11 protein-coding genes are annotated in these 13,601 nt (G+C 48.5%); 7 read left to right on the forward strand and 4 right to left on the reverse strand.

What is annotated here, in order from left to right:
- Positions 1 to 239 precede the first annotated feature (239 nt).
- The 3 genes from ACXAG2_RS09070 to ACXAG2_RS09080 all read left to right on the forward strand — a co-directional run bounded on the left by ACXAG2_RS09070 (position 240) and on the right by ACXAG2_RS09080 (position 4,733).
- The gene (locus ACXAG2_RS09070) at positions 240 to 1,622 is read left to right on the forward strand and encodes an MATE family efflux transporter (protein ID WP_474866127.1); all 1,383 of its coding nucleotides are present in this window, start codon (positions 240 to 242) and stop codon (positions 1,620 to 1,622) included.
- Positions 1,619 to 3,634, forward strand: a complete 2,016-nt coding sequence (gene uvrB, locus ACXAG2_RS09075; protein ID WP_474866130.1) for an excinuclease ABC subunit UvrB — start codon at positions 1,619 to 1,621, stop codon at positions 3,632 to 3,634. The genes ACXAG2_RS09070 and uvrB overlap by 4 nt, the downstream gene beginning before the upstream one ends.
- 172 nt (positions 3,635 to 3,806) lie before the next feature.
- Positions 3,807 to 4,733 carry a LysR family transcriptional regulator gene (locus ACXAG2_RS09080; protein ID WP_474844749.1) on the forward strand — a complete coding sequence of 309 codons (927 nt, stop codon included), beginning with the start codon at positions 3,807 to 3,809 and terminating at the stop codon, positions 4,731 to 4,733.
- Between the two features lie 78 nt (positions 4,734 to 4,811).
- On the opposite strand, the gene queC is transcribed toward ACXAG2_RS09080, so the two are convergent.
- Positions 4,812 to 5,468: a 7-cyano-7-deazaguanine synthase QueC gene (queC, locus tag ACXAG2_RS09085; RefSeq protein ID WP_474844750.1), complete on the reverse strand. Its 657-nt coding sequence runs from the start codon at positions 5,466 to 5,468 to the stop codon at positions 4,812 to 4,814.
- 116 nt (positions 5,469 to 5,584) lie between these two features.
- On the opposite strand from queC, the gene queE reads away from it, so the two are divergent.
- Together queE and ACXAG2_RS09095 are read left to right on the forward strand one after the other, a co-directional pair.
- Positions 5,585 to 6,235, forward strand: coding sequence for a 7-carboxy-7-deazaguanine synthase QueE (gene queE, locus ACXAG2_RS09090; protein WP_474866239.1), 651 nt, complete (start codon positions 5,585 to 5,587; stop codon positions 6,233 to 6,235).
- Positions 6,236 to 6,277: 42 nt separating this feature from the next.
- Complete coding sequence (locus ACXAG2_RS09095) at positions 6,278 to 7,165, forward strand: type 2 periplasmic-binding domain-containing protein (RefSeq protein WP_474866133.1); 888 nt, start codon at positions 6,278 to 6,280, stop codon at positions 7,163 to 7,165.
- A 107-nt stretch (positions 7,166 to 7,272) separates the two neighbouring features.
- On the opposite strand, the gene asnB is transcribed toward ACXAG2_RS09095, so the two are convergent.
- Together asnB and ACXAG2_RS09105 are read right to left on the reverse strand one after the other, a co-directional pair.
- Positions 7,273 to 8,946: an asparagine synthase B gene (gene asnB / locus ACXAG2_RS09100; RefSeq protein WP_119500748.1), complete on the reverse strand. Its 1,674-nt coding sequence runs from the start codon at positions 8,944 to 8,946 to the stop codon at positions 7,273 to 7,275.
- A 288-nt stretch (positions 8,947 to 9,234) separates the two neighbouring features.
- The gene (locus tag ACXAG2_RS09105) at positions 9,235 to 10,899 is read right to left on the reverse strand and encodes a M28 family metallopeptidase (protein WP_474866135.1); all 1,665 of its coding nucleotides are present in this window, start codon (positions 10,897 to 10,899) and stop codon (positions 9,235 to 9,237) included.
- 72 nt (positions 10,900 to 10,971) lie between these two features.
- Between ACXAG2_RS09105 and ACXAG2_RS09110 the strand changes: the two genes are divergently transcribed.
- Positions 10,972 to 11,826 (forward strand): DUF3025 domain-containing protein, encoded by an 855-nt coding sequence (locus ACXAG2_RS09110; protein ID WP_474844753.1) that lies wholly within the window; start codon positions 10,972 to 10,974, stop codon positions 11,824 to 11,826.
- 55 nt (positions 11,827 to 11,881) lie between these two features.
- On the opposite strand, the gene ACXAG2_RS09115 is transcribed toward ACXAG2_RS09110, so the two are convergent.
- A complete protein-coding gene (locus ACXAG2_RS09115) occupies positions 11,882 to 12,583 on the reverse strand; it encodes a YIP1 family protein (RefSeq protein WP_474866137.1) in 702 nt (233 codons plus the stop codon).
- A gap of 238 nt (positions 12,584 to 12,821) precedes the next feature.
- Between ACXAG2_RS09115 and ACXAG2_RS09120 the strand changes: the two genes are divergently transcribed.
- Positions 12,822 to 13,601 carry an ABC transporter ATP-binding protein gene (locus ACXAG2_RS09120; protein WP_303575030.1) on the forward strand — a complete coding sequence of 260 codons (780 nt, stop codon included), beginning with the start codon at positions 12,822 to 12,824 and terminating at the stop codon, positions 13,599 to 13,601.

Here is a 13,601-nt window from a genome sequence, read left to right on the forward strand (position 1 = left end):
GTGGAAAATCATGGGTGTTTTTCATTTATAAAAGACAAACTTTTGACGGCTTAGTGACTGACAAGGCGATAAACCAAAATCTGTCAAATAAAAAAATAAAAATATTTCTTAAAAAAGAATAAAGGATAATACGGGGGTTAGCCGTGGCGGATAGTCGTGCAACCGGGCAGTCACTCAAGTAGACTAAGCCTGTTTTATTTCCCATCGTCACTTCATGGCGAATCAGTTAAGAGACCGACGTGACCGAATCAAAAAATAACACGCGCGCTTCCAGTTTAACGCAAGGTAATGTAGCTACTATATTAAAGCGAATGACCGTACCGATGATCATGGGTATGGTTATGATGATGAGCTTTGGCCTTGTTGATACGTTCTTCGTCAGTTTACTGGGCACTGAACCTCTGGCAGCAATCAGTTTTACGTTTCCGGTTACCTTTACGGTTATTAGTTTAAATATCGGCCTCGGGATTGGTACGTCAGCCATTATCGGTAAGTTGCAGGGTAGCGGGAGTTATTCTGAGTCCCGGGAGTATGCAACCAGCTCGATAACTTTGTCTTTCGTGATGGTGGGTTTGCTTGCCGTTGCAGGTTATTTTTTGATTGACCCGATATTCAAAGCACTGAACGCCAGTGAAACCTTGATGCCCTACATTCATGACTATATGACGTTGTGGTATTTATCAAGTGTGTTTCTGGCGCTACCCATGGTGGGAAACAGTGTGCTGCGGGCATGTGGTGATACGCGCACTCCCAGTATTATTATGGCGGTTGGCGGCGCATTGAATGCAGCCCTTGATCCCATTTTTATTTTTGGCTGGGGACCGGTACCGGCGATGGGGATTCAGGGAGCGGCACTGGCGACGTTTCTCGCCTGGGTGGCGGGAGCCAGTTATATCATCTGGTTGCTGGCAGTGAAACGAAACCTGATGGTCCCCCGTTTATTGACCATTACTGAGCTGCGCAGAAGCTGTGCGCCCATCCTGAAAATCGGTCTGCCGGCTGCAGGGGCGAATATGCTCACACCTGTCGCCGGTGGTGTGATGACCGCAGTAGTGGCGAATTATGGTGCAGAGGCCGTGGCAGCATGGGGAGTCGGGAACCGGCTTGAGTCCATTGCGTCTATCGTTATTCTGGCATTGTCTATGACCCTGCCTCCCATCATTTCGCAAAATGTGGGGGCCGGTTTGTATCAACGGGTTGAAGAAGCTTACCGGTTAACTGTGAAATTTGTGATTGGCTGGCAACTTGTCGTGTTCGCTCTCATGTGGTTGCTTTCCGGCTGGATAGCCCAAATGTTTGCTGAGGAAGCTGAAGTGGCCTGGCTCATTCATCTGTTCCTGATGATAGTCCCGCTGGGCTATGGGATGCAAGGTATTGTGATTTTAACGAATTCGTCATTGAATGCCATGCACAAGCCAATGGCAGCGTTGATCCTGAGTGTCATCCGGCTGTTCGTTTTTTACGTACCTGTATCCTATGTGGCAAGTTTGTTCTTTGGTTTGAAAGGATTGTTCTGGGGCGTCGTCATTGCCAATTTGTGTATGGCGACCATCTCTTATATTTATTTTAATCGGGCGCTGTCTGAGCATCGCCGGCAACCGGGAGAAGAAGTAGCACAATGAGTAAAGGCTTCGAACTGGAATCCAAATATCAACCGGCAGGGGATCAGCCAAAAGCCATAGAAGCTCTGGTTGACGGGCTGGAAAGCGGTCTTGCCAGTCAGACATTGCTGGGGGTTACCGGCTCCGGTAAGACCTTCACCATGGCGAACATTATTAAGCAGGTGCAGCGTCCGACACTGATCATGGCGCACAATAAAACCCTGGCGGCCCAGCTTTATGGTGAAATGAAAGAGTTCTTTCCGAACAATGCGGTGGAATATTTCGTTTCCTACTACGACTATTATCAGCCGGAAGCGTACGTACCCAGTACCGATACTTTTATTGAGAAAGATGCGTCAATCAACGACCACATTGAACAAATGCGGTTGTCAGCGACAAAGGCACTGATGGAGCGGCGCGATGTTGTTATCGTGGCCAGTGTGTCTGCCATCTATGGTTTGGGTGATCCTGAGTCCTACATGAAAATGCTGTTGCATTTGCGCCAGGGCGATACTATGGATCAGCGGGATATTCTGCGCCGTCTTGCCGAACTGCAATACAAGCGTAATGACCTGGCCTTTGAGCGGGGCACATTCCGAGTGCGCGGAGATGTGATTGATATTTTCCCTGCGGATTCAGAGAAGCAGGCCGTGCGGGTAGAATTGTTCGACAGTGAGATTGATAAAATCAGCCTGTTTGACCCGTTGACCGGTGCGGTGGATAAATCGGTGATCCGTGCCACGGTCTTTCCTAAAACCCACTATGTCACACCCAGAGAAAAGATTCTGGCAGCCATTGAAGAGATTAAAGTTGAACTGAAAGATCGCAAGGCGCAGTTGCAGGAGAGCAACAAACTACTTGAAGACCAGCGCATTTCCCAGCGCACCCAGTTTGATATCGAAATGATGCTGGAGTTGGGCTATTGCTCGGGCATTGAGAACTACTCACGTTATCTCTCCGGCAGAGCGCCGGGTGAACCGCCCCCGACACTACTGGATTACTTTCCTGCTGACGGCCTGATGTTTATTGATGAATCACACGTTACTGTGTCGCAAATCGGGGCGATGTACAAAGGCGACCGGTCGCGGAAAGAAACTCTGGTGGAATACGGCTTCCGGTTACCATCTGCACTGGATAACCGGCCTCTGAAGTTTGAGGAGTTCGAGCAGATCTCTCCCCAGACGATATATGTTTCCGCGACGCCGGGTGAATATGAGCTGAAAAAATCTGACGGCGAAATTGTGGAGCAGGTGGTACGTCCCACCGGCTTGCTCGACCCTGAAATTGAAGTGCGTCCGGTGGCGACGCAGGTTGATGATGTGCTGTCTGAAATCCAGAAAAGGGTTGTCGTAGACGAGCGGGTGTTAATTACTACGCTGACCAAGCGCATGGCCGAAGATTTAAGTGAATATCTGAATGAACATGGCGTGAAAGTGCGTTATTTGCATTCCGATATTGATACCGTTGAACGTATTGAAATTATCCGTGATCTCCGTCTGGGTAAGTTCGATGTGCTGGTGGGCATTAACCTGCTCAGGGAAGGTCTGGATATGCCCGAAGTGTCGCTGGTTGCGATTCTTGATGCGGATAAAGAAGGCTTCCTCCGCGCTGAGCGTTCACTGATCCAGACCATTGGCCGTGCAGCCCGTCACGTTAATGGCCGCGCCATCATGTACGCAGATGTGATCACCAAGTCGATGAAAAAGGCTATTGATGAAACTAACCGGCGCAGGGAGAAACAGGAAGCCCACAATAAGGCCAACGGTGTAGTGCCTCAACGGTTAAACAAACCCATTACGGACATTATGGACTTAGGTGACAGTGCCCATCCTGCTTCCGGCAAAGTGAAACTGCGTAAAGTTGCCGAGAAGAAAAAAGAAATGCAGGCTGCCAGTGCCACGGAACTTATGGCGCAAATTGCTGATCTTGAGAAGAAAATGTTTGAGTTCGCCCGTGAGCTTGAATTTGAAAAAGCCGCGTCAGTGCGTGATGACATCGAAACATTACGTAAGCAGGTCGTCGCCGTGTCTTAAGGGGTTTGTCAGATATCTCAAGCGTCCTTCGGGGTGCTTTTTTTGTTTCAGTTTAATTAAATCGTTAATTCCGGTGAATAAACTTGCAATTTGCCGTTGTAATCGGGCAAACAGTTACCTATTATGATTCTAAAGTATTTATAACTATACCTATAATTTCACGGATTGCGCCATGTTGAATCGTTTACAAGAATCAGATATTAAGCTGTTACGGGTGTTTTATGCGGTTGCGAGTTGTAATGGATTTACTGCCGCTGAGCCGGTGTTACGTATGCAACGCCCTAATATCAGTGCTGCGATTAAAAAGTTAGAAGAACGTCTGGATCTGGTGCTGTGTCACCGGGGCCGTGGCGGTTTTCAAATGACAAAAGAAGGTGAAGTGGTTTTCCAGGAAACCAAACGAATCTTCAATGCATTCGATAACTTTGTTTTTAACTTGAAATCGCTTCACGACGATTACTCCGGTCACATTACCCTGGTAATGATGGCAGGCCTGCCGCTTTCCATGCATCTTGCAGTCAGTAAGGCTGTTAAGAGCACCATGAAGAAATTTGATGATATCCATGTCAATATTCAGACCCGTCTTTACAACGAAGTAGAGCACGTTGCGTTATCCGGTGAGTGTCACCTGGTGATTTCTACTTACGACATGGTGAAACCCGAATCTGTAACGTTCCATCCGGTTGGTATTTCCTGCAAAGGCCGCCTGTACTGTTCACCGACGCATCCACTGGCAAAATTCCGCGATGTGTCACTGCCGGAAGACGTAAAAATTGGTGAGTATCCGGCTATCGGGATTTCCGGTCTGTCATCTGCCAATTATATTGAAGATGATCAGCGTCTGGCTATTCAGACGTTCTCCGATTCCTTCGAGGCGGCGCTTTCTGCCATTATGACCGGTGAATACATTGGTCTGCTGCCTGACTATATTGCTAAAGAGCAGGGCGCAAGTTTAGGACTGGTGCCTATTGCCAAAGGCAGTCTGTTTAACTTTGACCACGAGCTGTTTGTGATGAACGGGAAAAATACCCGCCTGAACCCGGTACTGCGACACTGTATCAAAGAACTGACTTACTTTATTTCAGAAAGTCAGAAGTAACAGGCATCATGCCGGTCAGATTGAATTGAAAAGGCCCCGCAATATTGCGGGGCCTTCTTCTTTCATTTCAGGACAACATTACTCATAGGTGAGAGGGTCCACAGCACCGTTATCACGAAACGCTTCCAGACGCTCCTGACAAGCACCGCAACCACCGCAGGCATGCTCTCTGCCGTTATAGCAGGTCCACGTTTTACCGTAATCCAGTCCCATTTTAAGACCATCGGTGAGTATGGCCGTTTTGCTCACTTTGAGATAAGGGGTGACAATTTCAACCGCTTCATAATTCGCAATGGCACACACGTCATTCATTTTCTCAACGAATTCAGGGCGGCAGTCCGGATAAATAGCGTGATCACCGGAGTGAGCACCGTAATAAACTTTGGTGGCATTCTCGCTGACCGCATAACCTACTGCCAGTGACAACAGGATCATATTTCTGTTCGGCACCACGGTGGTTTTCATTGACGGCTCTTCATAATGTCCTTCCGGCACATCAATGTCGTCAGTCAGTGCCGAGCCGCCGACCAGTGAATTGATGGCAGAAATATCCACCACTTTATGAGGCACATTCAGCTCATTACACACGGCTGCGGCGTAATCGAGTTCTTTTTTATGCCGCTGACCGTAGTTAAAAGACAGGGCATAAGGTTTTTTCCCGTCAGCAATGGCTTTATGCAGTACGGTGAAAGAATCCATACCGCCGGAATAGATAACAATGACTTTTTCAGACATAAGTTCGTTTTTTTCGCGAAAAGATGCCAGAATTTTATGTGATTCTTGGTAAAATCCCAAGCCGAATCAACAACAGGTACACCACATTGCATCACACCCGTCTTAAAATTAATGAAATGTTCGAAACGATTCAGGGCGAAGGCGTAAAAACCGGCGTTCCGTCAGTGTTTGTGCGTTTACAAGGGTGTCCGGTGGGTTGTCCCTGGTGTGATACCAAACATACATGGACGCTGGACGAGGCGTTTTTGACAACATCAGATGAAGTCCTGTCGAAAACTCAGGAGAGTGAAGCGTGGTTCAGTATTGAAGATGAAGCGTTACTGACCTTATTTAAAGAAAACGGATATCAGGCCAAACACATCGTGATCACCGGCGGTGAGCCGTGTATGTATGATCTGCGTCCGCTCACCTCACTGCTGCATGCGCGGGGTTACACTACGCAAATAGAAACCAGTGGTACCTTTGAGGTACTGTGTCATGAAGATACCTGGGTTACGGTATCGCCTAAAGTCGACATGAAAGGCGGAATGCCGGTGCTGACTCAGGCGCTTGAGCGGGCGGATGAAATTAAGCATCCTGTGGCTATGCAAAAGCATATTGATGAGCTGGATGGTCTGCTGGCACGGCTGGACGGAAAATTACCGGCGCATATTTGTCTGCAGCCCATCAGTCAGCAGCAACGTGCGACGGATCTTGCTATCGCCACCTGTATCGCGCGAAACTGGCGCTTATCGTTACAAACACATAAATATATCGGCATTGAATAGATTTATGCTGTCTGTTCAGGCACGACACTAAGGATTTTAACGATGGGAAAATGGTTGTTTCCGGTTCTTCTGCTCTTAAGTGCGAATGTGCATGCTGCACTATGGTCGATAACCTATCCGCGGCCCATAGATGAGCGTGATTTGCGCACTGAATATCCGCTGGCTTTACTTACCCTGGCGCTGGAAAAGACAGGCGTAAAATACAGTTTACTGCCGTCAGACCGGATCATGCTGCAAGGGAAAGCACTGCGTCAGCTGCGGGAAAACCGCGAAGTGAACGTCGTCTGGAGTATGACAGATGCCCAGCGTGAAAAAGACCTGTTACCAGTGCGCATCCCGCTGGCGAAAGGGCTGATTGGCTGGCGCGTATTTCTGATCAATGAAATGAACCGCAGCCGCTTTCCACAAGCGCTGAGCAAATCTGCGTTGCTGAAACTTGTGCCTATTTCCGGTGAAGAGTGGCCGGATACCAAAATTTTGCAGGCGAGCGGGTTTAACGTGTTCACTGTGCCGGCATATGGTGATGCAGCGGAAGTACTGGAAACGAACAAGGCTGACTTCTTCCCCCGTTCAGTGATGGAAGCGCTGAATGAGCTTGATAAGGGGAATTTGTCTTCAGACATCGTACTGGAAAACAATACAGCGATTTACTATCCCACGGCGTTGTATTTTTTCGTAAATAAAGGCAATACCACACTGGCACGGCTTATCGAGACGGGTCTGCAGATGGCAATTGAAGATGGTTCTTTCGACGCTTTGTTTTTGTCTACCTATGAAGATACGTTGAACGCACTGGAGCTCGAGAAGCGCACCACGATAGAGCTGGATAATCCGCTTTTACCACCTCTGACACCTGTGCAAAACGATGCCCTGTGGTATAAGCCCGCCAGTATTGATGCCACCATCGATGCTACGGAAGAGAATCCCTGAAATCTGGTGAATCTGGCAGTCAACGCGCCGGCTTTAAACAGAATTTGTTATCAAGCTGATACAAAAAAGCCCGGATTCACCGGGCTTTTGCATTTTTAACTCATGAATCAGTGGCTTTTGCCTGAGTGCACGTCTTTCATCGAACGACCTGAAGGGTCAGCATTGTTCTTGAAGCTTGCATCCCATTCCAGCGCCTCAACGGTACTACAGGCGATGGACTTACCACCCGGAACACAGCGTGCAGCGCTTTCCTGCGGGAAGTAGCCTTCAAAGATAGTGCGGTAGTAATAACCTTCTTTGGTATCAGGTGTGTTCACCGGGAAGCGAAATTCTGCTGTCGCCAGTTGCTGATCAGACACTTCTGTTTCTACGAAGTCACGGATAGAGTCTATCCAGGAGTAACCTACACCGTCACCGAACTGTTCTTTCTGACGCCACAGTACTTCTGGTGGCAGTGTTTTACCGTCGTCGAAAGCTTTACGCAGGATCCATTTCTCCATACGGCCATCAACACACATTTTGTCCTGCGGGTTCAGGCGCATTGCTACGTCCATGAAGTTCTTGTCGAGGAACGGTACACGGGCTTCAACACCCCAGGCGCTGGTCGCTTTGTTGGCGCGGGCACAATCGAACATGTGCAGACGATCCAGTTTACGTACCGTTTCTTCGTGCAGTTCTTTTGCGTTTGGCGCTTTATGGAAGTACAGATAGCCACCGAAAATTTCGTCAGAGCCTTCACCGGACAATACCATTTTGATACCCATGGCTTTGATCTTACGGGTCATCAGGTACATCGGCGTTGCCGCACGGATGGTGGTGGTATCGTAGGTTTCCAGATGATAGATAACGTCACGAATCGCATCCAGACCTTCCTGAATCGTGAAGTGGATTTCGTGGTGAACAGTCCCAATCATATCAGCAACCTGTTTAGCTGCTTTTAAGTCCGGTGCACCTTCAAGGCCAACGGCGAAGCTGTGCAGGCGTGGCCACCAGGCGTCAGACTTGTCTTCGTCTTCAACACGCTTGGCAACATACTGGGCTGCAACGGCAGAAACCAGCGATGAATCCAGACCACCGGACAGCAGCACTGCGTAAGGTACGTCAGACATCATGTGCGACTTAACGGCTTTTTCAAAAGCCACTTTCAGGTCGTCCAGATTCGTTTCGTTATCTTTTACTGCATCGTAGCTCATCCAGTCGCGCTTGTAGTACTTAGTCAGCTCGCCGGTTTTGCTCCACAAGTAATGACCCGGAGGGAATTCACTGATGGTTTTACAGATAGGCGCCAGCGCTTTCATTTCTGACGCAACATAGAAGTTGCCATGTTCGTCGTAACCGGTATACAGCGGGATAATGCCGATGTGGTCACGGGCAATCAGATACGCATCCTGAGACTCGTCGTAGAGGATAAAAGCAAACATGCCTTCAAGCTCATCGATAAACTCAATGCCTTTCTGCTCGTACAAAGGAAGGATTACTTCGCAGTCCGAGCGGGTTTTGAAATCATAAGGCGTTGCCAGATCTTTGGCGAGTTGCTTGTGGTTATAGATCTCACCGTTAACGGCCAGGATCTTATTATTATCCTGGCTGATGAGCGGCTGTGCACCAGTGTCTACATCGACGATGGCCAACCGTTCATGGCACAGGATGGTATTGTCATTATTCCAGATACCCGACCAGTCAGGGCCGCGGTGACGCAGCAACTTTGTATAATCCAGCGCTTGGGTTCTGAGTTCAGACACATCGGTTTTGATATCAAGGATACCGAAAATACCACACATAAAACGGGTTCTCTCTTGTCACTTGTTGAAAAAAAGGATTGTTTATTCTGTCGGGTCGCTTAACGCGGCCGCGGGTGAGACTTTATTGTTTTTGAAGGGTGCAAACTCCGCGTCTGTTGAATGTGCCAGTATGAGAGAAAAAAGCAAGGAATAACTTGCCGGAAACTCAAATTATCCGTTATTCAGGGCCGGTAGTGGCGGTTTTCGCGGAATATTGAAAGAGATGTTGCAAAACGGATGACTAAAAAAGCAACAGGCTGCCCGGAGGCAGCCTGTTTGCGTAAGTGCTTAGCGCTGGAATTCGCTGGCAGCATTCCATTTCGGCCAGCTGTCAGCATTGGCCACATCTGTACCCACTTCAAACAGCATTTGCGTATCCTGGGCGATGCCTGATAAATCCCACTCCTTGCGGAATTCATCACAAACCTGGTGATAACAACCGGTTACGATGACATTCATGCGTTTGCGGTAGGTAGCCGTTTCAGCATCCCAGGGTTCGTCTCCGCCTTCTGCGTACAGAGCCGGTACGCCTTTCTTGGCGAAGCTGAAGTGATCAGAACGGTAGTAAGAGCCGGCTTCCGGACGGTCTTCCTGTGTCAGATAACGGCCCTGACGGGTTGCTGCTTTTTCCAGATAGGTTTCCATTTCTGATTTACCCATACCGACAACACTGACATTTTTCGTTTTACCCAACACGTTCATGGCGTCCATGTTGATGTTTGCAACGGTTTTCTCCAGCGGGATAACAGGATGATCAGCATAGTATTTTGAACCCAGCAGTCCTTGCTCTTCAGCCGTCACGATCAGAAACGTTACTGAGCGGGCAGGGCGGGGCGTCAGTTCACCGAATGCTTTTGCCATCACAATGGCGGCTGCTGAACCGGTGGCATTGTCATGGGCACCATTGTAAATCTGATCACCTTTCAGGCTTTCATCTTTACCCAGGTGATCCCAGTGAGCAGTGTAAATGACGTGTTCATCAGGCTTTTTTGCACCCGGAAGGGTGGCAATCACGTTATGGCTGACAGATTTTTGAAAGGTGTTCTTCACTGTCACAGAGGCGGTTAAGCCCATGTCTTTGTGATAGGGCCCCTGCAATGCTGCCTTTTTCTCAGCATCGAAATCCAGGCCTGCGTCGGCAAAGACTTTCTTTGCCGCATCCAGTGTGAGCCAGCCTTCTACAGCAACCCGGCTGGCGCCGCCATCCTGAGATACCAGGCCGTATTGAGGGCCACTCCAGCTATTGGCAACCACTGACCAGCCGTAAGAAGCTGGTGCTGTTTCATGCACAATAATCGCACCGGCAGCACCCTGACGGCTGGCTTCTTCATATTTGTAACTCCAGCGGCCGTAGTAGGTCATGGTCGTGCCCTGGAACTTACCGGACTGAGGATTTTCGAAACCCGGGTCATTCACCAGAATCACGACAGTTTTGCCTTCTACATCCAGACCTTCATAGTCATTCCAGTCATATTCCGGTGCATTAACGCCATAGCCGACGAAGACGAGTTCGGAATCTTTTAGATCGATGACTGATTGTTCCCGTTTAGAACCGGCAACCATGTCTTCTTTATAACGGAACGTGTTATCACCAATGGTCATCGTCATGTCGGGATCGGCAGTGATTTCCATTAAATCCACAGGTTGCAGATAGCTGTCACCGTTACCCGGTGCTAGCCCGGCGGCTTTGAATTCTGAAACCAGAAAGTCCAGTGTTTTCTGTTCACCCGGTGTGGTGGGAAGACGGCCTTCAAATTCATCAGAGGCCAGTGTTTGCAACGGTCCACTGATGTCTTCAGCAGTGATCCCTGCGTATACGCTGTCAAAATTGGCTGTGCTGCCAGCCTGCGCGGTATCCGCCGGTGCGGGTTGATCACTGCTGCAGGCAGAAAGTCCTGCTGCAGAAAGACCGACCAGCGCCGGTACCATAAATGGCAAAAGAATTTTTTTCATTGTTAGTCTCTGTTTGCTCTACAATAACGTCCCAGTATAGAGAATCAAACACACCGAACCAATACATCGCTTATGAATTCCACCGCAGAGAGTTGGTCATCTGCCATAAATCGTTCCAATCTTGCTTTTTCTGTCCGTGAGCTGTTAACCCGCACCGGCCTTGACGTTGAAACAGAATTTCCGTCAGCGGCTGTTTTAAATGACGTTGTCCGCCGGCATCACCCTGTGAACTGGCCGGGTCCTGAATTTAAAGGGCAGTCTTCTTTTGCGCTTTCTGAACAACGTTATTATGAACAGATCATCTTTGAAGATAATGTCGTGCCCACGAGGGAAAACAGCTGGCATGATCTATTCAATGCATTGATCTGGTTGCAGTTTCCACTAACGAAGCGATGTCTGAATAATCTGCATATGCAGGATATCAGTCGTTTCGGCGTAAGCCCCCGTACACCGGCAAGAAATCGTATTACCCATTTTGATGAATGTGGTGTTGTAATTGCTGTACCGGACGATATGAAGGCTCAGGCTGAACCTTTACTCAATGCACTGGCGATGCATAACTGGCAACAGGTTCTGGTTGAACACAGAGACAAATGGGGTCAGTTATTGTTTCCGGTGATATTCGGCCATGCCAATCTCGAAATGTTATTGAACCCGTTTACCGGCCTGACGGGTAAATGGATGGCGGTCACAGTCCCCCGGGGATTTGCTTCTATGTCATTCGAACAACAATGCAGGGAGACGGATTGCGCAATGGAGCAGAAAATCGCTTCCTGTGATGTCTTTCAGAGTAAAGGCATGCTTCATCCTTTACCGTTACTGGGAGTGCCCGGCTGGTACCCGGTGCAGGACCGGCAGTTCTACGCTAATACGGATTATTTTCGGGCTGTATCCTCTAAAAAGCAGTTGCAGATGCCACTGATTTAGTACTGTCCGGCGGGTTTAAAAGTCACTGCTGTGCTTTCAATCCGCCAGTACAAGGTTAAAGCAATACGAAAACCAGCCAGATTCCGTAAATGATGGTGACAGGGGCGGCTGCAACCATCCAGGCTTTTTTGTTGCTGAAACTTGTCCACTGACCAATTGCCACCGCGGTAAGATAAATTGACCATAGCATATCGAACCGGAATTGACCGATATTGTAAAACGCTGAGTCCGGTGTCAGTCCAAATATCCATGTAAAGGTAAGCGGGCTGAGACTGGCCGGGTCTATTTCGTGAGTGCTGGCCATCACCAGAACCAGCAGTGCCGCAAAACTGGTAAGCAGAGAGGGAAGTGCGGTCCACCATGTCATTCCGTACCAGTCGGTAAAACCCTGCACTGATTTTTCATCATTGCGGGCCATAAATGTGAGGTATCCGGCATAGATGGCATTCAGGATTATGACGCCAAGAAATACGCTGATAATCGTGCTCCACATTACGAATCCCTGAGTCATCCGTTCTGTAAACGCCTCTTTTTCTGCCGGACTCACGTCGCCCAGTTGCATGTCTGCAATAAAGTTTCTGTACCAGTCGAAATCAATGGTCTGGAAATACAGATAAACCGGAACAAGGCTCATACTCATTAAGATGAAAAACGGAACCCATGACCAGTTGTCAGTGGTAGCCAGCTTTCTGAAAACGCCGTTAGGGCGAAAGAAAGTCTCGCTGATGGCCTGAAAGGGATTAGATATTTCCTGCATAATTACTCCTTGATTTGCGTACAGATGCCATTTTTTCCTTAATTAACAATGCTGGCACAGGGAACTTTCTTTGTTACCTTAGAGAAAAATGCTGCCTTTGTATACTGACCCTGTACAGAAATATTCTGTCGCATTTTTTTGCTTGAAGAGTGTAATAAAGTTGATTCAAAGTAGACTAGGTTTACTTCTCTTCCGGTAAACAGATAACGGAATTAATAATATCAACAAAGGAAACGCGATGATTGAAATCAGTCAGCTGGCGAAAAAATTCACCATCGAAAACCCGAAAAAATTGAGTGAACAGGAGAAAAAGGATCCCCGGCTGAAAGGGAAATTTTTCCATTCTGTGCAGGATGTTTCGCTAAATTGTGCTTCCGGTGAAGTACTCGGGCTACTCGGGCCTAACGGTGCCGGAAAAACCACCACATTACGTATGCTATCGACAGCGCTGAAGCCCGATACAGGAAGCATCACCATTAATGGTGTTGATGTACTTAAAAAGCCGGTGCTGGCACGCCAGAAAATCGGTTTTTTATCCGGCTCAACCGGCCTGTATGGTCGTCTTACCGGCAGAGAGAACATTGCCTATTTCGGCCAGCTTCACAATATGTCGAAAACCCGTATTGAAGAAAGAATTCAGTCGCTGGCCGATTTGCTGGATTTGCACAGTTTCCTGGATCGACGGTGTGAGAATTTTTCTACCGGTATGAAACAAAAAACGGCAATTGCCCGGGCGGTTATCCATAGTCCCGAAGTGGTCATTCTGGATGAACCCACCACGGGATTGGATATCATGGCCGCGCAGACAGTACTGAACTTTATCCGCGGTTTGAAAGAGCAGGGGATCCCGGTGATTTTCTCCACCCATCACTTAGAGGAAGTTTCGGAACTGTGTGACCGTGTGACCATCGTCAATCATGGACGTACGGTATTTAACGATGATATTGCCACTTTCAGAGCGCTGTCGCCGGGTTCAATGAGCAGTGCATTTTTATCGGCTTTAGGGACGGAGGCGTAA

Source organism: Alteromonas sp. ABH4_456, assembly GCF_056160645.1.